The sequence below is a fragment of the Polynucleobacter antarcticus genome, assembly GCF_013307245.1.
Lineage (GTDB): Bacteria > Pseudomonadota > Gammaproteobacteria > Burkholderiales > Burkholderiaceae > Polynucleobacter > Polynucleobacter antarcticus.
Genome location: NZ_CP028941.1, coordinates 1,483,795 through 1,505,490 on the forward strand (window position 1 = coordinate 1,483,795; position 21,696 = coordinate 1,505,490).

Below are 21,696 nucleotides of genomic sequence, written 5' to 3' on the forward strand. Positions count from 1 at the left end.
AATTTAAGGGAATTTAGGGGAATTTAGAGGAATCCATTAAACCCCTGTATTTATTGAGTTTATACTGTAAATATAGGAGCTTAGGAATGAAAATCAACATAAAGTAATATCCACCCTTTCTTACTCATAACCCGAAGGTCGTAGGTTCAAATCCTGCCCCCGCAACCAGCATTACAGCTCTAAGCCCTTATTTATAAGGGCTTTTTGCTTTTCTGGGGTTTGCTCTCTCGAATTTCACCTTAATGGTGACTCAGGCTCCCGATGCCACAGACGCTTTGACTGCTCTCTCCAAAAATGGGGTTTAGCGCTTCCCTTAATTGATTGCCTAAACGTCCAGGTTTGAGCACCACTGCTAGGGGTCTGATAAAAAGGAATATTGAGCTCTTGGTATCGTGCACTGACAGTTGGGTGCGGATGCCCATATCGATTGCGATATCCGTTTTGTGCAAATGCTTGGTTAGGACTGAGTTTCGTCAGTAGCTCGACAGATGAAGAAGTTTTACTGCCGTGATGTGGCGCCATGAAGATAAGCTCTTTATCTTTAAGGTCTCTTAGCATTACCTCATCTAGGCGTTCTGTAATTTCTGCTTCACCTTGTTTTTCTACATCTCCAGTCAACCAAAAAGAAGTATTGTGGTTACGGACTTCTAGCACGCAACTGAGCTCATTGGGTTTTCTTGTTTGCTGCTCTTCGAAAAGACTCTGCTCATGCGGATGCCAAATATGAAATTCCACATCATCCCAAATCCATTGCTGACCAAAGCGACAAGGAATACTCTGAATCTTACGGTCTTGAAGATTTTTTAATAAGGGGTTATTACTTGGCAATGATCCCATCATTGAATCAAAACGAATCTCTTTCAATAAGCTTGCGGCTCCGCCAATGTGATCGCTATCGCTATGACTAATGACCATCCGATCAAGCTGATGAATACCGCGCCCTCTCAAAAAAGGCAGGATGATGCGGTTGCCAGCGTTATCTTTTCCCTGAATAGGCCCCGTGTCATATAAGAGCCTTTTATTTTGAGTCTCAATCAGCACCGCAGTGCCTTGTCCAATATCTAATACTGTTGCCCTAAATTCTCCAAGCTGTAAGTGATCATTGCTTACAGGCTGAATAAATAGAGTTGCAGATAATGCTATCCCCATTACTCTCGATAAGCTTGTACTGGCTATAGACCCTGGACGAATCGCGATGATGATGCCAATAGTCGATAGCAGTAGCGCCCACCAAGTAGGCTGGTTTGACCAAGCCACTGCCCATTTCCAATTGGCCATCCAGCTTAAGAGCATCGCTAAATACTCCATAGTGAGATGCGCGGGTATTAGAAGCCACTTACCAATAAAGTCTGGTAATAATGCTCCAGCAATAGCTAAAGGCGTCACGATGTAACTGACTATCGGAATAGCAAATGCATTGGCAAAAGGTGAAGCTAGCGATACTTGGTAAAACCAATAGAGAGTCAATGGCAATAAGGCGATAGTGACCACTGCTTGCACACGGCATGCTTCACGTAATGCCTGAGTCAGTCGTTTTGACCAATGCACCTCTAACTCTTTGCCAGTAGGCACTCCAAGTAATCCATCAGAGTCTTGCATCGCATAAAGAATGGCAGCAACCGCACCAAAGGATAACCAAAACCCGGGGGTATACGGCGCCATCGGATCAATCAATAGGACAAACGCCAGCGCCCACCACCAAATGTCAAATGATCTGGGGTTTCTGCCGGACCATAGTGCAAAAGCAACTACACCCACCATGTACATCGTTCTTTGTGCTGGAATTTGAAAGCCAGCCAACCAAGCATAGACAAACGCGGTTAAGAATCCAACTGCTGCAGAAACCTTGGTAACCGGAATGCGTAACGGCAATGTCCGACGACGCCAAATATATCCAGCAAGCATGGCCCCAAATCCCGCTAACATCGTGACATGGAGGCCTGAGATAGAGATGAGGTGTCCAATGCCTGTAGCGTTAAATACGCGCCAGTCATCCTGATCAATTGCATTCTGATCCCCCATCACCAAGGCAGAGATCACTCCGCCATAGCGAGCATCCTTCGGTAATAAGTATTTGATTTTTTCTCGCAACTTCCAACGCTGATACTCCATAGCTAAGGAAAATTCCATAAAACTAATATCTTTTGCGATCAGTAAGTCGCCAGAACGCACTGAGCCACTAGCACCAAAATCTTGATGAAAAGACCAGCGTTCAAAGTCAAAGGTATAGGGATTTAAGCTGCCATAGGGTCGCTTGATCTTGACTTTGAATTTCCAGCGCTGTCCCGGGATGACTGCGGGAATATTTTGTGGGTTACGCCAAGCAGGCTGCCAACTGAGATACACCTGTCGAGGAAAGGATTCGATCACTTTCTGACCCAATATTGCCTTATCCACTTCAAATGAGAACTTTGCACCACTAGTGCTACTTTGGGGTAAAGCATTCACTCTCCCCTCAATAGTTAAATCCTTGCCCTCAAGCTCAGCAGATAAAATATGGCCTAAGCGGGTTTGCGCATAATGGGCATTCCAAGCAAAGCCTAGAGATGCAAACATCATCGCAATACAAGCGCTTTTGATTTGAGCAGGCTTTGCGACAAATGAGATGAGCAAAGTAAAGCTACTGATACATCCACACAATATCAGCGTATTTTCAGGGACTGCAGGTAAAAATAGCAGTAGCGATCCCCCGACGATGAACGCCGTAATATAAATACGCAATTGCTTATGAAACTATTTGGAAATTAGGAAAGTTGCTGTCGCCGAACTGATTGCGCATGAGTTGTGACCAACGCGGTAATGCCTGCATCGCATTTTGCCAAACTGCTGCTGAAAACTCATCATTAGTGATGCCCCGAATCGCTGCTAATTCTTGAGCGATTCTAGGCAGTAATGCGGGTTCATTAAAGAGGCCGTCCTCCTCTCTAAGCCAAGCAGGCGGAATATCCGGTGCATCTGTTTCAGTCACAATACTGGAGAGTGGAAGTTCTTTTAAGAGTCTTCTAATTTGCAAAGCACGTTCAAAGGTTGCAGCGCCTCCAAAACCCAACTTAAAGCCCAGCTCAATAAATTGCTCAGCCTGTTGATGGCTGCCATTAAAAGCATGCGCAATGCCACTGGGTATCTTTCGTTTGCGTAAGGCTTTAAGAATGGCATCTTGTGAACGGCGCACATGCAAAATCACCGGTAACTCAAATTCTTGCGCTAAATCTAATTGCTTATGAAAAAAATATTCTTGGCGCTGGGGCTCAAGCCCTTCAACAAAGTAGTCTAGCCCGATCTCACCAATACCCACAAACCTTGGGTCATTTAATGACTGCTCAATATGTCCTCTAAGAAGGCCAATATCCGATTCCTTTGCTTGCTTGATATACAGCGGATGAATGCCTAAGGTATAGACCAAACCCGGAATACGAGCCCCATAGAGTTTGGCTAGCTCTCTCGTCTGATCGCAATCAGCGGCTTGTACAGTCGGGAACAAAATTGCTTGTACACCTTCCTGTGCTGCCCTAGCAATGATCTTCGGAAGAATAGCCTTGAACTCGGGAGCATCAATATGACAATGGGTGTCAATCCAATGAAGAGCTTCGCTCATTGCGAAAATATCTTTAATACTCCACGCTCTAAATGCAAAATACGATCACACCGTTTAGCGCGTACGGGATCATGGGTCACAATCACAAATGCTGTGCCTTGCTCGCGAGCAATATCTAACATCAGATCAAATACACCATCGGCAGTTTCGGTATCCAGATTACCCGTTGGCTCATCGGCCAATACACAAGAGGGGCTACCTACCAATGCTCTTGCTACTGCAACGCGTTGACGCTCACCCCCAGAAAGCTCTCCAGGAGTATGTTGTACCCGCTTCGCCAGGCCTACAGCTTGAAGCATCTGATGAGCGCGCTCCATAGACTCCTCATTACTCAGGCCGCGAATGCGTAAAGGTAATGCCACGTTCTCAATGGCACTAAATTCATCTAAGAGATGATGAAATTGATAGATAAAACCCAAGCTGCGATTACGTAGTTGATCTAACTTGCTAACGGATAAGTTGTGAAGATTTTGTCCGGCTAGCATGACGGTTCCAGCACTAGGAGAATCTAAGCCCCCCAGCAAATGTAATAGGGTGCTCTTACCGGATCCAGAAGATCCCACAATAGCCACTTTTTCAGAGGCATTCACCTCTAAATCAATATCCTTAAGAACTTCAATCGCAGTTGGCCCTTTGCCATACGTTTTGGCAAGACCCTGCGCACTGAGTACGAGCGGATTGGATGTTTGGATCACATTACTCATAGCGTAATGCCTCCGCAGGCTGGACTTGGGCTGCTCGGCGACTAGGATATAAGGTAGCTAGTACTGACAAACCAAAAGCCATCAATCCCACTGTGACGACATCCGATAGGCGCACGTCAGAGGGTAGCTCGCTAATGAAATACACATCCCGTGGCAAAAAGCGGACTCTGAAAATAGCTTCAATAGCGGGAACAATCACATCAATATTGAGGGCAATCAGCAAACCGAGGCCCACACCCGCTAAAGAGCCTAATAAACCAATCGCTAAACCTTGTACTAAAAAGATGCGCTGAATGAGTCCAGGGCTAGCTCCCATGGTTCTTAAGATCGCAATGTCTGCTTGTTTTTCATTGACCGTCATGACTAAAGTCGAGACCAGGTTAAATGCAGCAACGGCAATAATTAGAGTCAAGATGATGAACATCATTTTTCTTTCGGTCTGCACCGCTGCAAACCAATTGCGATTAGAGCGTGACCAGTCCGTTACCCAAAGTGCTTGTGGCACTACTTGTGCCAGTTGAGAGGCTACCTCTGGTGCGCGCTGCATATTGTCGACCTTGACACGCAATCCAGAGGGATCTTGCAAGCGTAATAAAGCAGCAGCATCCTTCCAATGCATGATCGCTAATGAACTATCGTATTCGTAATGGCCACTATCGATAATTCCGACTACTTGTAGAGTGCGCATTCTGGGCATTGCACCTGCTGGCGTGAGATCACTCTCAGGAACGATCAAATTAATACGATCACCGACACCCGCACCAACGATGCTTGCTAATTGTGCGCCTAGCGCTACGCCAAAACCACCTGGCTTAAGATCCTCAATACTGCCAGAGGTAAATTGCTTAGGCAGATCAGATACCTTTCCTTCTTCACTAGGCAATACTCCACGAATCGACACACCGCGCATCACATTCTCGCGACTGAGTAGACCCTGCGAGCTCACCATCGGAGCTACCCCGATGACATGAGGCTGAGCTGCTACTTTGAGAGCTATAGGCTCCCAATTGGCTAAACCATCTGGGGCAGTAATTTCTACATGAGAGAGCACGGAGAGCATGCGATCACGTACTTCTTTTTGAAAGCCGTTCATCACGGAGAGCACCACAATCAGGGCAGCTACCCCCAATGCAATCCCTGCGGTGGAGATTCCCGAGATAAAGGATAAGAAGCCATCACGCTTACCCACGGTCTTGCGACGCTTGGATCGGGTATAGCGTAGGCCTATTTCTAGCTCAATGGGGAGTCTCAACATAGCCATAGTTTAGACAATTGGAGGCGCCAATGGATGGATTCTATAAATGCCACCTAAAATCAGGGGAATGACTGCAAATCTTCGACCCATCCCGCGCTTCACCCTGATGCTTTCAGGAGAAGATACTGCCGATCTAAGCACTGGTCCTCAGCATACTCAGGACGCCCCACCTACAGGACTGCCACAAGAGCGGTTTTTACTGGGAGAGAAGCTGGCTATTGCACCCATCTGGCTATTAGGGCAAAGTGACTTGCCAGTAGATCCCCATCAGGTCATTGCCTGTTTGCAACCAGTGCACCTGCATGCGACTCGGGATCATTTGATCCTCATGGCTCAAAGTCAGATTGATCTGACTGCAAAAGAATCCACTCAACTGTGCAATCTTGTCCTGCCTTATATCGAAGAAGACTTTAAACACACACTATTATTTCAAGGACAGCATGCCTGGTTTATTCCTGCGGGTCCTTTCGCCAGCCTAGCGACTCATTCAATTGATCAGGCCCATGGCCGCAATATAGATTGGTGGATGCCACGTGATACTCATGAAGAAGGCATTGCTAAGCTGTGGCGCAAACTCCAAAACGAAATTCAGATGCTATGGCACATTGATGCAGTAAACGAAGCTCGTGCGCAATCTGGATTGCCTAGTATTAATTCTCTTTGGATTAGCGGTATTGGAAAACTACAGGATGTACAGACACCAGACTGCTTGCAGAATACAAGCTGCCTCTACGGTAACCATCCCTTATTAAAGGGATTGGCAAAATATCTTAGCATTGCTCATCAAGCTGAAATCGCTTTTCCTGAGTTAATACATGCTGAGCATCGAGGAAACATATTTGCCTGGTTAGATAAGCCTCAAGACATTTGGCAGGACTTGAGCCAAGCCCTCATCAATCAAGCCATATCTGAATTGGAGATCATTGACTTTCCAGCAGGCAAAGCACGTCATCGACTCATCACAGCAAGAGACCTTCATCGCAAGTCATGGGCCTTCTGGAAAAAACCTGAGCGATTAAGTTGGAAAGAAATCATTTCAGAATCATGAGTACATTTTCACAGCGTCCCTTCTCTGAGCGCACGGCTACTTGGCTAGAGCAAAGTGGCTTGCATCCCTTACTCGCAAGATTATTTGCAGCCCGCGGGGTTGATAAGCCCGATGAGCTATCCCTTGACCTCAAGCAACTCCTCTCACCACTAGAGTTAAAAAATTGCATTAGCACTGCCGCTCTATTAGCCGATATTCTGGAACGTCAAGAACCCATGTTAGTCGTCGCAGACTACGACTGTGATGGGGCTACAGCCTGTGCAGTAGCGGTACGTGGCATGAAAATGTTAGGCGGCACGAATACTCCAATTCAATTCTTAGTGCCAAACCGTTTTACGATGGGCTATGGACTGACTCCTGAGGTAGTTAATTTGGCTGCGCAGCAAATTCCTAAACCCAAATACCTCATTACAGTAGATAACGGTATTGCTAGTGAAGCAGGCGTTGATCGCGCACATGAATTAGGTATGCAAGTGATTGTGACTGATCATCATTTACCAGGAGATCGACTCCCCAAAGCTGTAGCGATTGTGAATCCCAATCAACCAGGATGCCCCTTTCCTAGTAAAGCATTAGCTGGCGTTGGTGTGATGTTTTATTTACTGGTAGCGCTGCGGGCTGAGTTGCGTCGACGAGGTCAATTTACTACCGAGAATCAACCTAAGGTTGAAAATCTACTCGATCTTGTAGCGCTAGGAACCGTCGCAGACGTTGCCCAACTCGATCGCAATAACCGCATCCTGGTTTCTAATGGATTAAAACGGATTCGAGCAGGAACTGCACAAGCAGGAATGGCCGCACTCTTTCAGGTAGCGGTCCGTGACCCCCGCAAAGCGAGTGCCTTTGATTTAGGCTTTGCCATTGGACCCCGCCTCAATGCAGCTGGTCGCCTTGCCGATATGACTTTGGGTATTCGCTTGCTACTCAGTGATAGTCCCGATGAAGCCATAGTCCTTGCACAAGAGTTAGATCGCATCAATCGTGAACGTAGGGGTATTGAATCGGGTATGCAGGAAGCAGCATTAGCGCATCTAGCAGAAGATGAATTAGCGGGCACGATGATGGAGCGTAATAGCATCTGCCTTTGGAACCCAGAATGGCATCAGGGTGTTGTGGGTATAGTGGCCTCCCGCCTCAAAGAACGATTTAATCGTCCTGCTATTGTGTTTGCACCTGCGGATGGGGTTGCTAGTGAAGAATTGCGCGGCTCCGGACGATCTATTAGTGGATTTCATTTGCGGGATGCCTTAGATATCGTTTCCAAACGAGAGCCAGGTTTAATTCTGAAATTTGGTGGCCATGCTATGGCAGCAGGTCTGAGTATCCGTAAATCTGACTTTGAAAAGTTCGATCAGGTCTTTCAAAAAGCAGCTGATGAATTACTCAATGATGAGCTGCTAGAGCGCCGTCATATTCACGATGGTGTGTTGGCGCCATCAGAATTTAATACGGACACTGGGGATCTGCTAGCAGAAGAAATCTGGGGGCAAGGCTTTCCTCAGCCCATTTTTTATGGCGAATTTGAGATTGCTCAGCAAAGCCTCATGAAAGAGAAGCACCTGCGGCTCCAGCTCCGCCCTATAGGGGATGGTCACCTTGCCAGCAAACCATTAACTGGCGTCTGGTTTAACCGCACCCAAACTTTGCCCGCTAAGGCAAAACTAGCCTACCGCCTCGTGACAGACCGCTTTCAGGGGCAGGCTCGGGTACAACTCATGATTGAGGCACATGATGAGGGATAGGCTGCAATAACCCCATTATAATTGGGGAATGGAAGCCGAACAACTCAACACTATCTCAAATACCCTCTCCGATCTGCTCACCCGTGAGCAAGCACTTCGGGGGTATCTTTGACTTCGAAGTAAAGTCACGCCGCCTTACTGAAGTCAATTCTATTTTAGAAGATCCCACGATTTGGGATGATCAAAAAAAAGCCCAAGCCCTTGGCAAAGAAAAGAAGTTATTAGATGGTGTAGTTGCCACCCTGACCTCTTTAAACAGCAATATCACTGGCGCCATCGAATTATTCGATATGGCTAAAGAAGAAAGTGATTTTGAAACGATTGGCGCTATCGAGACAGATGTCGGCAGCTACAGCAAAATTATTGGTGATCTTGAGTTCCGTCGCATGTTTCATAATGAAATGGATCCTTGCAGCTGCTTTATTGATATTCAAGCAGGCGCCGGTGGCACAGAAGCGTGTGACTGGGCCAGTATGTTGTTTCGTCAATACCTTAAGTATTGCGAACGCAAAGGCTACAAAACAGAAATCCTAGAAGAGTCTGATGGTGACGTCGCTGGTATTAAGAGCGCCACCATCAAAGTAGATGGTGAATATGCTTACGGGCACCTGCGTTCCGAAACTGGGGTGCACCGCTTAGTCCGTAAATCTCCATTTGATTCCTCAAATGGTCGCCATACTTCCTTTGCCAGTATTTATGTCTATCCGGAAGTCGATGATTCGATTGAGATTGATGTCAATCCAGCGGATATCCGGACGGACACCTATCGCGCTTCTGGTGCGGGCGGTCAGCATATTAATAAAACAGACTCCGCAGTACGCTTAACGCATATTCCAACCGGTATCGTGGTGCAATGTCAAAACGATCGTAGCCAGCATCGCAATCGAGCGGAAGCCATGACAATGCTGAAGTCACGACTTTACGAACATGAAATGCAAAAGCGGCGTGTTGAGCAAGACAAACTTGAGGCCAGTAAAACCGATGTGGGCTGGGGTCATCAGATCCGTTCCTATGTATTAGATCAAAGCCGCATTAAAGACTTACGTACAAACCTTGAGATCTCTAATACCCAAAAAGTCTTAGATGGCGATCTGGATGCCTTTATTGAAGCGAGCCTAAAACAAGGCGTCTGATCGTCTGATGCATTCCCACTATTTTAGTAATCAATGAATCCTATGAACGATAAAACAGCCCAACCCGTAATCACTGAAGCCCTTGATGAAAATCACATCATTGCTGAGCGCCGTGAAAAATTAGCCAAGCTTCGTAAAGGTGGGGTTGCCTTTCCGAATGATTTTGTTCCAACGCATTTAGCAGTAGATCTACACACCCACTATGACAGCCTCAACAAAGAGGATATGGCTGCGAAGAAAGTGCACGTCAAGGTTGCAGGACGCATGGTGCTCAAGCGCGTGATGGGTAAAGCGAGCTTTGCAACGATTCAAGATCGTAGTGGTCAGATTCAGTTCTATATTAGCGATGAAATCAGTGGTGAAGATATTCATGCTGCCTTTAAGCACTGGGATATGGGTGATTTCATTGCGGCGGAAGGACATTTATTCAAAACCAATAAGGGGGAGCTATCGGTAGAGTGTAGTAAGTTACGCCTACTCAGTAAATCACTGCGTCCCTTACCTGATAAGTTTCACGGCCTTTCTGATTTAGAGACCAAATACCGTCAACGCTATGTAGACTTGATTGTGAACCCCGAGAGTCGCAACACGTTTAGAGTGCGAAGTAATACGATTGCTTCTTTACGTCGTCATATGCTCGATGCGGATTTTATGGAAGTAGAAACGCCGATGTTGCACCCTATTCCAGGTGGAGCCACAGCGAAACCATTTATGACGCATCACAATGCCCTAGACATGCAGATGTTCTTGCGCATCGCGCCTGAGCTCTATCTCAAGCGTTTAGTTGTGGGTGGTTTTGAGCGCGTCTTTGAAATTAATCGCAACTTCCGCAATGAAGGGGTAAGCCCACGCCATAACCCAGAATTCACGATGATGGAATTCTATGCGGCCTATACTGATTACCGTTGGCTGATGGATTTCACTGAAGGCTTGATTCGCTCAGCTGCAATGGATGCCCAAGGTACTGCTGTACTAACGCATCAAGGTCGTGAATTAGATCTGAGTAAGCCTTTCCAACGCTTAACGATTACTGAAGCCATCCTCAAGTACTGCGGCCTCTCCAATAAAACGTACGAAGCAGCCCAATTAGAAGATATTGCTTTTATTCGTACTGAGTTAAAAAAGGGTGGTGAGAACCCCGATAGCCCTAACCTGAAAAACGCTGGTATTGGCGCGCTGCAATTAGCCTTATTTGAGTTGGTCGCTGAATCCCATCTATGGGAGCCAACATACATCATTGACTATCCTATCGAAGTGAGTCCCCTCGCACGTGAATCGGATACTCGTCCTGGTGTCACTGAGCGCTTTGAGTTATTCATTACAGGTCGCGAAATTGCCAATGGCTTCTCTGAGCTCAATGATGCTGAAGATCAAGCAAACCGTTTCCGTAAACAAGTAGAACAAAAGGAAGCCGGTGACGAGGAAGCGATGTATTTTGACCATGACTTCATTCGCGCCTTGGAATACGGCATGCCCCCAACTGGCGGGTGCGGTATTGGGATTGATCGTCTGGTAATGCTATTGACCGATGTACCCAACATTCGGGATGTTATTTTGTTCCCGCATCTACGGCGCGAAGAAGAATAATGACTTGTTTTGAGTTGCATTAAAAAAGCCGCAGATTCTGCGGCTTTTTTTCTTACTTTATTGTCCAATGCATGCCACCACATTAGGGGCTTGGATATAGCTGCTTCAACTCACTATCAATCACCGTCACATTCACTGGAATCCCTAAGCTAACACTGGAAGACACGGTGCAGAAGTCTTGAAACTGGGCTAGCACCCGATCTAGATTTTCCATAGTAGAGCCTGGAACTCCGATCTGAATGTCTACATGGATTGCTAAGATACGCAAACGGTTTTGATCGTTTCTGCCAATCTGGCAACTTGCCCGAGTTTCAATAGGCTCAGGATTTTGCTTAAATTTTCTTAAAGCAAATAGTAGAGAGTCTGATAAACAATTGGCAACGCCAGCTAATAGAAATTGAGAGGGAGTAGCGCCTTGAGATTGTCCTAAGGGAGGAGGTTCATCTCCAAAAATAGGGTCTTGGTCTTTATTGTAATAAATAGCAAAGCGATAATCTGCTTGCTGGACTAGTCTGACTGATGGCTCGCTGCTCATAAAGACTCCAATGACTTAAAAGATCATATTAGCAAATGTACTAATAGATTCCAGGGATTAATTTTTTTACTTTTAGCTGATAATCTTGATATTGTGGAAAGCGTATGATCAGCCATTTCTCCTCCCGCCGAGTTTTTACATCAAAAAATAAGACGAGCGCGAAGACTTCAAGCAAAATCCAGATGTGTGGGTATATCAATAAAAAACCCAAGGCAACTAGCAGTACTCCAAAATAAATTGGGTGGCGCACAAGGCGATATAAACCACTCTGCACTAACTGAGCATTCTCTTTAGGACAAGGCAAAGGGGTTAAATTTTTCCCCAAATGATAGGCTGCCACCACCGTAAAAATCAGCCCTGCACTAGCTATCAATATCCCGAATATCTCAAAATAAGGGGCTAAAAACTCTTTTGAGCTGGGTATTAATAACATTCCCTTAGGGCCGAATAAAAGGAGGCCAATTAATAGTGCCTGGATCAGTACGTACCCAAGGCCCCTATCAAGCAGAGATAAGTGCTTCATAAACTGTTTACCTTGTTTTGATCATCGTTGAGTGGATAGGATATTTTGATATAAGCCCAGAACCTTAATGTCTGAAGGAAATGGTGAGATTGAGGATAATAGTAATACTTCATTATTAATAGACTCATTATGGCTGCATACAACACCGAAACCGTTTTATCCGTTCACCACTGGAATGACACCCTGTTTAGCTTCACAACTACCAGAAATAAAGGCTTGCGCTTTCGTAGTGGTCATTTTTTGATGATTGGCCTTGAAGTTGAGGGCAAGCCCTTAGTCAGAGCTTACAGCGTTGCCAGTCCCCATTACGAAGAACATTTAGAGTTTTTGAGTATTAAGGTTCAGGAAGGGCCCCTCACCTCACGACTCCAAAAAATTCAGGTTGGTGATCCCGTTTTGGTAAGCGAAAAGTCTGTTGGCACACTCGTAATTGACGACTTGAATCCAGGAAAACATCTTTATTTGTTTAGCACTGGTACTGGCCTTGCGCCATTTATGAGCATCATTCGAGATCCTGATACCTATGATAAGTTCGAGAAGGTGGTTCTTATTCATGGCGTACGCCTGGTGAGTGAGCTGGCCTATGGAGAGTACATCAAAAACGAACTTACACAAGATGAGTACCTAGGTGAACTCATCCGTGAAAAATTAATCTATTACCCAACTGTCACCCGAGAGGCCTTCAAGCACACTGGTCGCTTAACCACAGCGATTGAATCTGGCCAACTTTTCCAAGATATTGGTTTACCGCCTTTAGATCCAGCAGTAGATCGCGCGATGATATGTGGCAGCCCCTCGATGCTGAAAGAAACTGCTGCCATGTTAGATGCAAAGGGCTTTACGGTATCGCCCAGCCTGGGTCAATTAGGTGACTATGTCTTTGAACGTGCTTTTGTAGAGAAGTAGTCTTATCGAAAGAAAAAAATTAGGCTTCTATTTTTTTACGATAAAAAGTTGGAGAACTAAAAGCCTGTTGCACAGGCATGACCTCTAAAGTATTGACATTGACATGTGCAGGCAAGGTGGCCGCCCAAAAAATAGTTTCAGCCATATCATCTGGCGTCAGAGCTTCAATACCCTCGTATACTTTTTTTGCTCTGTCATCATCTTTTAATCTGACATTAGAGAATTCTGTACCTGAAATCATGCCAGGCTCAATAGAGCTCACTCGCAAACCAGTATTAGCTAATGAAGTGCGTAGATCCGCAGTGTATTGATGGACAAATGCTTTAGTGCTGCCATAAACATTACTGCCAGGATACGGATAGGTACCAGCAACAGAGCCGACGTTAAATATATGTCCATGCTGGCGCTCAATCATCCCTGGCAAGACGGCAGTGGTCATATTCATTAAACCCTTGATATTGGTATCAATCATCTGGAACCACTCTAAGAGTTCTGCCTTATAAGCTGGCTCTAAGCCCAATGCAAGGCCCGCATTATTCACAAGAACATGGATATTTTTGAAATCAGCTGGAATGCTGCTTATAAAATTTCCTATTTCAACGTGGTCAGTAACATCGAGCTGGGCAATATACAGTTGATCATGCTGGTCTTGAGGGATAGAGTGATAGAGGCTATCGAGTCGTTCAGTACGACGCCCAGTAGCAATGACCTTGTAACCCTCGGCGAGAAAGCGAGTAGCGATTGCCCGACCAATACCTGCAGTGGCGCCTGTTACTAGTACTACTGAATCTCTATTCATTTTTGCGAGGTCTATGGATTTAAGTCAACGTCTCTTTATAGAATATAAAGCAAATTTCATATAAATTAACATCAGTCTTCAATCTGAAAATATACCTCAGGATTCACTTGGACTCTAATTTGGGGAGTAACTACAGTATTTTCACCTTTAATTGCGGTACAAATTATCTCAGCGGTAAATGTCAATAAATCCTCAATGGAGGTCTGCCGATTTTCATCAATACATCTCATGCTTCTTTCCTCTGCCAAACTCATTTAATAGAGTTACAGCATAGGCTCTCATTCGACACCTGAAAAGAATAAATAAATTATTTACTTATAGTGATTTTGATATAAGCAAAAGTAGCAAGTTAAAGCCTGAATTTCCTATTAATAGGATCAAACAAAGGCGCCTGATAGCCTCGTGTGACAAATCATGCCTTTTGAGTAGGTAAGAAGCCATCTCCATGCCAACCCAATAAGCTGGAATAGCAGCGAACAGATAGGTAAGCCATCCCACGCTACCGCCTATCAAACTCGCTGCCACGATTGCGCATACAGAGATGCCAGAGATAAACTGGGACAACAATGCTCGCGTTCTTTCGAATGGGTGATCGGTAGCGTTAAGATAAAGGGCTGCTGGTGGGCCGCCTATTCCACAAGAACCTAGCAAGAGGCCCGATAAGCCTCCCGCAAAACCATCGAACAGCTTAGAGATGGCTATTCTAAAATGAGGTCTCAGCAATAAATAAGATGCAAACAGAAGCACTAGTACGCTGGTAAACGCTTTTATTAGCCAAATTGGTGCAAAGCTTCCAAGCCAAAGCCCGAGTGGTAGCAAGACACCAGCAAAAAATAACATTCTCCAAAGTCGTGGGCGATCATCTGAATGCACTTTCCAATGGCGCGATAATAAAATGCCACCAAAAATTTCAGCACTCATGACAATCGGAATGAGAAAGGGGAGTGGGAAAACCCACATCAAGAGGGGCGACATAATCAGCGCACCTCCAAAACCACTTAAACGCCTTATCCAACCTCCAAATACTGACGCAAAAATCAGTAGTAGGAGGGGATACAGGCTTTCAGAAATTAGCGGACCTCACTGTCATCATGCTCCCCAGCAATAAGGTCACGAATTTGACGGCGAATGGCGAGATACGCTGGGGTATCCTCAACCATTTTTCGCGGCTCGGGCACCCGAATGATTTCTTTTACTTTACCTGGTCTGCGTGTCATCACAACAATCACATCTGAGAGATTTATAGCTTCCTCGATGCTGTGCGTCACCAACACTACAGTTTTACTTTCTTCATTCAAGATGCGGATCATTTCAGCCTGCATCAGTGCGCGATTTTGTGCATCCAAAGCTGCAAATGGCTCATCCATTAAAAGCACAGTGGGGTCTACGACAAGAGCTCTAGCAATTGAAACCCGTTGACGCATACCACCAGATAGTTGATGGGGATAGTGAGTCGTAAACTGACTTAAACCAACGAGTGCTGCAAATCTCATCACTATTTGATTGATTTCACTAGAGCTAATTCCCTTAATCTTTAAGCCAAAAGCAATATTGTCAAAGACGGTTAACCAAGGAAATAAAGCATAGTCTTGAAATACCATCGAGCGATCAGCCCCTGGACCCTTAACCTCTTTTCCAGCACATTCAATTCTGCCTGCGCTTGGAACTTCAAATCCAGCAATCAGATTAAGTAAGGTAGTTTTTCCGCAACCACTATGGCCTAAGATTGAACAAAATTCATTTTTATTTACATTCATAGACACATCCTCGATGGCAAGAACTTCTTGCCCTTTGGAATGCATCGATGGATATATTTTTCTTACGTGCTCTACTTTAAGTGCCAGCATTTTTTTATCTGCTTCTAATATGAGAATAAATAGGAATATATTATCCGTTTAACGCTCTAGACCATGGCATGAGCTTTTGAGAAGTCACCCGAATCAATCGATCTAAACATAATCCAATTAAGCCAATAGATAGCATACCGACCAAAATATAATCCGTACGTAATACGGTTCGAGCGTCATTGATCAAAAATCCAAGACCTGAATTAGCGCCTACGAGTTCAGCAGCCACTAAAGCCATCCAACCTACCCCTAAACCGATCCGAACACCAGTGACAATCTGGGGTAGTGCAGCACGTAGTACCACCCGAGTAATCACACCCCATGATTGAGCACCTAAGCAGCGCGCAGCACGTATTAAGTTAGGCTCCACATTTTTAACGGCATCAATCGTGTTTAAAAGAATAGGGAAAAATATTCCTAAGAAAATAATAAATTGATTTTGAACGTTACCTACACCAAACCACAGAATACTCAAGGGAATCCAAGCGATTGGAGGAATAGGACGAAGAATTTCCACAATCGGATCAACTTGCTCATTGATCCACTTAAAGCAGCCCATCACAATCCCCAGAGGAATTGCAACGGACGCATAGCAAAAAGCAATAAACTCCCTAGATAAGCTGTCAAATACATGCTTCCAGATTTCTCCGGATTGCAGTAATTCAAAACCTCCTTTTGCCACACCCGAAGGTGGCGGCAAAAGAGTGGCTTCAGTTTTATCCAAGATAAACCGACTGGCGTACTCCCAGCTGGCCAGCAATATAATCAGTAAGACAAGGCGACGAGATTGCTTGAGAAAATTGATAATTGGCATAGGACTTATTTCTTATATACCTTACCAGCAAATGACCAATCTCTAGTGAGATCACCCTTCTCTGGGAAAGCTTGTGGCTTAGAGGTATTTAAGGAATTCATGTAGGTCGGATAAGGCGTCTTATCCATTGGTGTTGACCAATTTTCTGGCAAAAAGGAAGGGCGAGTAATCGTAGCCCAACCTAACTTTTCAAATGTCTTATCCATAAACCGAGTGTCTACAGCACGAGCAAAATCAATGCCTGTTAACTTATTTTGAATACGCTTATTTTCATATAACCAAGTGTAAATTGGCTCATTTGCACGGCCCCAGAAAACAGGTATTGGATAAATAAAATTGGGCTTATAAAGCAAGTTGTAGTCTGAAATCTGCTGACGCAAAATTTCTTTAGAATAATTCTTTAGGTTCGGATCTTCTTGCATCACAGCAACCGCTTCATCAGGATTTTTTCTGATCCAAAGAGTGGCCTCGGCTATTGCATCAGTAAACGCTTGAACTACATCAGGGGCGTTATCAATCACCTCTTGACGAGCATAGAAGGTGCCTGCATAAATATTGTAAGGAAAACTATCGCTGATGATTCTGGCATTTTTACGCTCTTTTGTCATAATGGTTGGAGTAGGATCCCATGGCACTACAGCGTCAATACCTTTGGGCATCGCCATTTGCTCGCCTGGGGGCATATTCTTTAGAATAATATCTTTGCCAATCTCAATCCCATTTGCCTTGGCAGCCGCCTGAACATAAAACTCTGCGGACGATCCGGTAACGATACCAATAGTAGCTGGCGGATTTGAGCCCTTGAAATCCTTAAAGGACTTAATCTTTGAATCAATAGGAACTAACATTGCATGCAATAAATTTACATTTACTACCGCAATAGTTTTTACGGGTATGTTTTTATCTACCAATGATGTAAAAGGAAAATTACCACCATTACCAAACTGAAAGCGTCCAGAGATGATGACCTCATTAATCGCAGGGCCTGATGGAAACGCTTGTAGCTTAGATTCGATACCACGTTTGGACAGAAAACCCTTCTTATCCATTACTAAGTTCACTGTATTTTGACCGGACCAAGGTGGTTGAAACGCAATTTGTAAAGGCCACCAACCTTTCTCCTTTAGCCATGCCACAGATTTTGCTGAAATCTTTTCATCAGCGCCCTCGGGCCAGCCATAGTCATTAAATTTGGCAGTATTTTGAGCCATCGATAACATCGGTGCCCCAGATAACATAGCAACTGCCAGTACTGAAAACAAACGACGCGATGCGTTAAATTCTTTCATTACAGTCTCCTAAATAATTGAAATAAGTACACAACACTACACAGCGAAACGTCTAAAACTTAACTCGTAAAGCTTAACTCGTGAAACTTAACTCTATACCACCTAACTTCGTTCTAATATTTTTATACTCTTTTTTCATTAGTAAATACTTTACCAACTCTGTAAATGGCTGCAATTCAGACCCTTGTTTAATTGCTTGTGCGGCACCATCCTTTAATCCCATAGCCAAGTTTTCAGGGTAAAAGGCATGCAAACTCAACTGCTCTTTACTTACAGAGCGACCCCATTTTTTTCTCAGGCCAGGCAATGCCGGCTCAATGAGATCTCCGGGCCTCCGAGAGGCGTCGTAATCAACATTCGCCCTACCCATCACCAGCGCGCTTGGTGTACCCGCCAACCTACCATAGTGTCCCTTGAGATAAAGTCTTACTTCATCTGGAATGGTTTTATAGCGTTCACCCTGGACTACATTAAGAACAGCTTGTGTCACGATATATTGGGCAAAGGGACTAACTAAAATTGGGTAGCCTAAGTCTTCACGTACCCTTGCGGTCTCTTCCAAAATCTCTGCTTCTCGGTGCGCAATGCCCATAGTTGCAAGCTGTGCTCGTAAATTGGAGATCATTCCCCCTGGAATTTGATGCTCGTACAGAGCGGGGTCATAGCTTGCTATTTCCCCACGTGAGAAGTTATCGCGCGAGCAAATCCAATCGAAATATTCGTCAATCTTTTGCAAGGCCGTAGCGTTCATTTGAGGAGCTCTACCAAGACGTTTTGCGCTAGCATAAACGTCGAGAACTGAAGGCAAAGAGGCCCCGTTAGCCAAACAATCCGTAGCGACATAGCCGTAAGCAAACCCAGCTTTAATCGCTTCCTCGTAGACGAGCGGTGCTAAGCCAGATTGGCAATGGGAATGTAATTTAATTGGAATGCCTTGAGCTGCAGTAACGATTGCAGGAAAAAGTGTAGCGGCACGCTCTGGCGTCAACAAACCAGTGGGGTCTTTAACCGAAATAAAATCCACCTTCATCTTAACAAGCTCGAGGGTTCTAGCAATAAAGTACGCATCATCATGCACGGGGCTTAATGCGTAGGTGAGCATTGCATTGACCAACATGCCGTATTTTTTTCCAGTCTTTACGGATGATTCAACATTGCGATTGTCATTTAGTGCGTCATATACGGTAAGTACTTTAACGCCTGAGTTTGCTAATAATTCAATATTGAGATCAACGACATCATCAGCAAACAATTCAAATGTATAGATGCTCTGGCCCCGAGTTAAGGCATCAGTGGGAGTTTGCAGTTGATTGCTCAGGAACTCCATCCGCCTCCAAGGATCCTCCCTCAGAAAGCGGACCATCACATCAAATACAGCTCCCCCTAAAATATTAATATAGGCAAACCCAGCTTGATCAATATCTGCTAAAGCTGGATACATCTGGGGGGTTGTCATGCGAGTAGACCAGAGGCACTGATGCGCGTCACGCAATGTGACGTCGATAAGCTCAAAAGGTTTTTTGATAGCCATCAGGAAACGTCAACCACCATTAATGCCTGCCCAGCACTAATACTGGCGCCATCTTCTACCAATATTTTTGTGATTCGACCATTACATTCTGCGGGGATCGTATTGAGTAATTTCATCACCTCAACAATGCAAACATCGGTTTTTGAAGTAACCACATCACCAAGCTCAACAAATGGTGGCGAACCAGGACTTGGCCTTCGAAAGAAAGTACCAATCATTGGGCTGGTAATTAAGCGCTCTGATGCAGAAATACTGAGTGCAGGCGCTAAAGCAGGATTTACTGGTGCTGCCGTTATGGTGGTTGTGGCAACTTGTGGCGCGACATAAGGAGCTGGTACAGCAGTAGGAGTAGGTGCTCCCACTGATATCTCGATTTCAAATTCATCCGTCTTGTAGCCAAAAGTAGTGAAGGTGCCGGCGTCCTTAATTAAAGAAACAATCTCTTTCACTTGCTTCATAGTGAACTCGGGTGGCATTTGCACTGTATTTTTTGCTTTTTGAACCAATGCCTTTCCAGTCACCCTTTTCTTCAAAGCGGGAGTAGCCTTTTTACTTGTCACAGTTGGCTTCTTTTTTACCTTCGCAGGGGTATTTTTTTTTAATTTGCACAGTCTCGTGTTTTTAGTTAATATTTATTTAATGGAATATAAGGTATCATCTGATGAAATGCTTTAAGGGTAAACACTTAAAAAAACATAAAATAGTAAAAATTTCTACTTAATGTCACAAAAGCTCTCCCGCATAACCCCTCCATTCGAAATATTCGAAGACTCAGCCAAATCGAGCATGGCTGAAAAGGTTCTCCTCATCCTAGAGACCATCGCACAATCTGAATTTCCCCTAACGCTAGAATCTATTTCTACTAGCAATGGATTGGCAAAACCCACTGCCTTTAGGCTTTTAAATACCCTAGTTGCGCAAGGTTTTATAGAGCGTGATCCTAACGGAAGACGTTTTCAGCCCAGTGCTAAGCTTAGGCTGATTGGAATTAATATTCTCTCCGTAGACTCCATTCGATCTCAGCGTGTGGCGGTGATGAGGCGTCTGGTTGAACAAATTGGCGAAACATGCAACTTTAATATCCTGGATGGCAATAAAGTAATGTATCTCGATCGAATTGAGACCAGTGCACCCATCCGTTTACATATCGATGTTGGTACACGCGTTCCCCTGCACTGCACTGCAAGCGGCAAGTTATTTCTCTCTGCAATGACGGAGCTGCAAGTGAGAAACTCCCTTGGGGCTGAGCCATTTGAACGTCATACTAACAACACCTTGACAAGCTATGAAATGCTTTTGCCTGAGTTAGAGAAAATTCGCGTGAATGGCTATGCTCTTGATGAATCTGCTTTTCTTGAGGGCTTTATTGGCATAGCGGTACCAGTCAATAATTCAAAACATAAAACTTTTGCCACCATTACTGCGCACGGTCCAGCACCACGCATGCAAGAAAGCTCTATTGAGTTTTATTTAGAGCCTTTAAAGCAAGCCGCCATTGATATTCAAAGCACTCTCTCTGAATCTAGTATTTAATTTACCGATAGGATCTTCTATGACAAGTCCCGTAATCATTACCGTAGCAATGACTGGCTCTATACCGCGCACAAAAGATTGCCCAGGACTTCCAGTAACGACCTCCCAGCAGATCGAAGAAACACATAAAGCATTTGAAGCAGGTGCCACATTAGCCCACATTCACGTCCGCAATCCAGATGAAACTCCTAGCTCAGATCCCGAGTTATTCGGTATCGTACAAGCAGGTATTCAGAAACACTGCCCTGGCATGATTGTGCAATTTTCAACCGGTGGGCGTGGGCGTGATCAAGCGGCACGAGGCGGAATGCTCTCTCATCGACCAGATATGGCTTCGCTTGCCACTGGTTCTGTGAATTTTCCTAATGGCATCTATGAGAATCCACCTGACTTTGTTGATGGCCTAGCCAGTGAGATGTTGAAATATGACATCAAGCCAGAAATTGAAATATTTGATTTAGCCATGCTGTATAACGCGGCAAACTTAATTGAAAAAGGCCTCTTGAAAGCCCCTGCACATGTCCAATTTGTCATGGGGATACCAAATGCAATGCCTGCAAGACGCAGTATTTTAGAGTTCTTACTTTCAGAACTAAAAGCAGTGATGCCTGATGCAACATGGACAGCTGCTGGTGTAGCGCGCTACCAATTACCTGTAAATGAATGGACACTCGAACTTGGCGGCCATGTGAGGACTGGACTTGAAGACAATGTGCGCTTTGATAAAACCAGGTTAGCAAAAGACAATGCTGAGTTAGTGGCACGATTGGCTGGTATGGCTCCTGCCTATGGTCGTTCTGTAGCAACAGTGGCACAAGCACGCGAAATTCTCGGACTGAAAAAGCATTAAGTGAA

General features: G+C 44.8%; 20 protein-coding genes. 7 read left to right on the plus strand and 13 right to left on the minus strand.

Going from position 1 to position 21,696, the window contains the following annotated elements:
* Positions 1-234 precede the first annotated feature (234 nt).
* From DCO16_RS07700 to DCO16_RS07715, 4 genes are read right to left on the minus strand one after another with little or no spacing between them, the layout of a single operon-like run.
* The gene (locus tag DCO16_RS07700) at positions 235-2,721 is read right to left on the minus strand and encodes a DNA internalization-related competence protein ComEC/Rec2 (protein WP_254598017.1); all 2,487 of its coding nucleotides are present in this window, start codon (positions 2,719-2,721) and stop codon (positions 235-237) included.
* 4 nt (positions 2,722-2,725) lie between these two features.
* Complete coding sequence (locus DCO16_RS07705) at positions 2,726-3,595, minus strand: TatD family hydrolase (RefSeq protein ID WP_173943107.1); 870 nt, start codon at positions 3,593-3,595, stop codon at positions 2,726-2,728.
* On the minus strand, positions 3,592-4,299 hold the full coding sequence (gene lolD, locus DCO16_RS07710) for a lipoprotein-releasing ABC transporter ATP-binding protein LolD (protein WP_173943108.1): 708 nt from the start codon (positions 4,297-4,299) through the stop codon (positions 3,592-3,594). The genes DCO16_RS07705 and lolD overlap by 4 nt, the downstream gene beginning before the upstream one ends.
* Entirely contained in the window at positions 4,292-5,551 is a 1,260-nt protein-coding gene (locus tag DCO16_RS07715; RefSeq protein WP_173943824.1) for a lipoprotein-releasing ABC transporter permease subunit, read from the minus strand. The genes lolD and DCO16_RS07715 overlap by 8 nt, the downstream gene beginning before the upstream one ends.
* Positions 5,552-5,621: 70 nt before the next feature.
* Between DCO16_RS07715 and DCO16_RS07720 the strand changes: the two genes are divergently transcribed.
* The 4 genes from DCO16_RS07720 (at position 5,622) to lysS (ending at position 11,064) form a co-directional block, all read left to right on the plus strand.
* A complete protein-coding gene (locus tag DCO16_RS07720) occupies positions 5,622-6,602 on the plus strand; it encodes a hypothetical protein (protein WP_254598018.1) in 981 nt (326 codons plus the stop codon).
* Positions 6,599-8,344, plus strand: a complete 1,746-nt coding sequence (recJ, locus tag DCO16_RS07725) for a single-stranded-DNA-specific exonuclease RecJ (RefSeq protein ID WP_173943110.1) — start codon at positions 6,599-6,601, stop codon at positions 8,342-8,344. The genes DCO16_RS07720 and recJ overlap by 4 nt, the downstream gene beginning before the upstream one ends.
* A 28-nt stretch (positions 8,345-8,372) precedes the next feature.
* Positions 8,373-9,477 (plus strand): peptide chain release factor 2 gene (prfB, locus tag DCO16_RS07730; RefSeq protein ID WP_173943111.1). Its coding sequence is split into 2 segments (ribosomal slippage): positions 8,373-8,453 and positions 8,455-9,477, totalling 1,104 coding nucleotides; the frame shifts between segments, so codons are not numbered across the junction.
* Positions 9,478-9,519: 42 nt separating this feature from the next.
* A complete protein-coding gene (lysS, locus tag DCO16_RS07735) occupies positions 9,520-11,064 on the plus strand; it encodes a lysine--tRNA ligase (protein ID WP_173943112.1) in 1,545 nt (514 codons plus the stop codon).
* An 82-nt stretch (positions 11,065-11,146) separates the two neighbouring features.
* Here the strand turns inward: lysS and DCO16_RS07740 are convergent, their stop codons facing one another.
* Positions 11,147-11,599, minus strand: coding sequence for an OsmC family protein (locus DCO16_RS07740; RefSeq protein WP_173943113.1), 453 nt, complete (start codon positions 11,597-11,599; stop codon positions 11,147-11,149).
* 40 nt (positions 11,600-11,639) lie between these two features.
* On the minus strand, positions 11,640-12,122 hold the full coding sequence (locus tag DCO16_RS07745) for a methyltransferase family protein (protein WP_173943114.1): 483 nt from the start codon (positions 12,120-12,122) through the stop codon (positions 11,640-11,642).
* Positions 12,123-12,251: 129 nt separating this feature from the next.
* Here DCO16_RS07745 and DCO16_RS07750 point away from each other — a divergent pair, with 129 nt between their 5' ends.
* Entirely contained in the window at positions 12,252-13,028 is a 777-nt protein-coding gene (locus DCO16_RS07750) for a ferredoxin--NADP reductase (RefSeq protein WP_173943115.1), read from the plus strand.
* A 19-nt stretch (positions 13,029-13,047) separates the two neighbouring features.
* Here the strand turns inward: DCO16_RS07750 and DCO16_RS07755 are convergent, their stop codons facing one another.
* The 7 genes from DCO16_RS07755 to accB form a co-directional block, all read right to left on the minus strand.
* Positions 13,048-13,827 (minus strand): SDR family NAD(P)-dependent oxidoreductase, encoded by a 780-nt coding sequence (locus tag DCO16_RS07755; protein ID WP_173943116.1) that lies wholly within the window; start codon positions 13,825-13,827, stop codon positions 13,048-13,050.
* Between the two features lie 315 nt (positions 13,828-14,142).
* Positions 14,143-14,898, minus strand: a complete 756-nt coding sequence (locus DCO16_RS07760; protein WP_173943825.1) for a sulfite exporter TauE/SafE family protein — start codon at positions 14,896-14,898, stop codon at positions 14,143-14,145.
* Positions 14,898-15,674 (minus strand): ABC transporter ATP-binding protein, encoded by a 777-nt coding sequence (locus DCO16_RS07765; protein ID WP_173943117.1) that lies wholly within the window; start codon positions 15,672-15,674, stop codon positions 14,898-14,900. The genes DCO16_RS07760 and DCO16_RS07765 overlap by 1 nt, the downstream gene beginning before the upstream one ends.
* Positions 15,675-15,714: 40 nt before the next feature.
* A complete protein-coding gene (locus DCO16_RS07770) occupies positions 15,715-16,488 on the minus strand; it encodes an ABC transporter permease (protein WP_173943118.1) in 774 nt (257 codons plus the stop codon).
* Between the two features lie 5 nt (positions 16,489-16,493).
* Entirely contained in the window at positions 16,494-17,777 is a 1,284-nt protein-coding gene (locus DCO16_RS07775; protein ID WP_173943119.1) for an ABC transporter substrate-binding protein, read from the minus strand.
* A 73-nt stretch (positions 17,778-17,850) separates the two neighbouring features.
* Positions 17,851-19,308 carry a pyruvate carboxylase subunit B gene (locus DCO16_RS07780; RefSeq protein ID WP_173943120.1) on the minus strand — a complete coding sequence of 486 codons (1,458 nt, stop codon included), beginning with the start codon at positions 19,306-19,308 and terminating at the stop codon, positions 17,851-17,853.
* Entirely contained in the window at positions 19,308-19,868 is a 561-nt protein-coding gene (gene accB, locus DCO16_RS07785; protein ID WP_173943121.1) for an acetyl-CoA carboxylase biotin carboxyl carrier protein, read from the minus strand. Before accB ends, DCO16_RS07780 begins: the two co-directional genes overlap by 1 nt.
* A gap of 226 nt (positions 19,869-20,094) precedes the next feature.
* On the opposite strand from accB, the gene DCO16_RS07790 reads away from it, so the two are divergent.
* Both DCO16_RS07790 and DCO16_RS07795 read left to right on the plus strand, forming a co-directional pair.
* Positions 20,095-20,841: an IclR family transcriptional regulator gene (locus DCO16_RS07790; RefSeq protein ID WP_173943122.1), complete on the plus strand. Its 747-nt coding sequence runs from the start codon at positions 20,095-20,097 to the stop codon at positions 20,839-20,841.
* 19 nt (positions 20,842-20,860) lie between these two features.
* Positions 20,861-21,691: a 3-oxoadipate:acetyl-CoA acetyltransferase gene (locus tag DCO16_RS07795; protein WP_173943123.1), complete on the plus strand. Its 831-nt coding sequence runs from the start codon at positions 20,861-20,863 to the stop codon at positions 21,689-21,691.
* Positions 21,692-21,696: the final 5 nt, after the last annotated feature.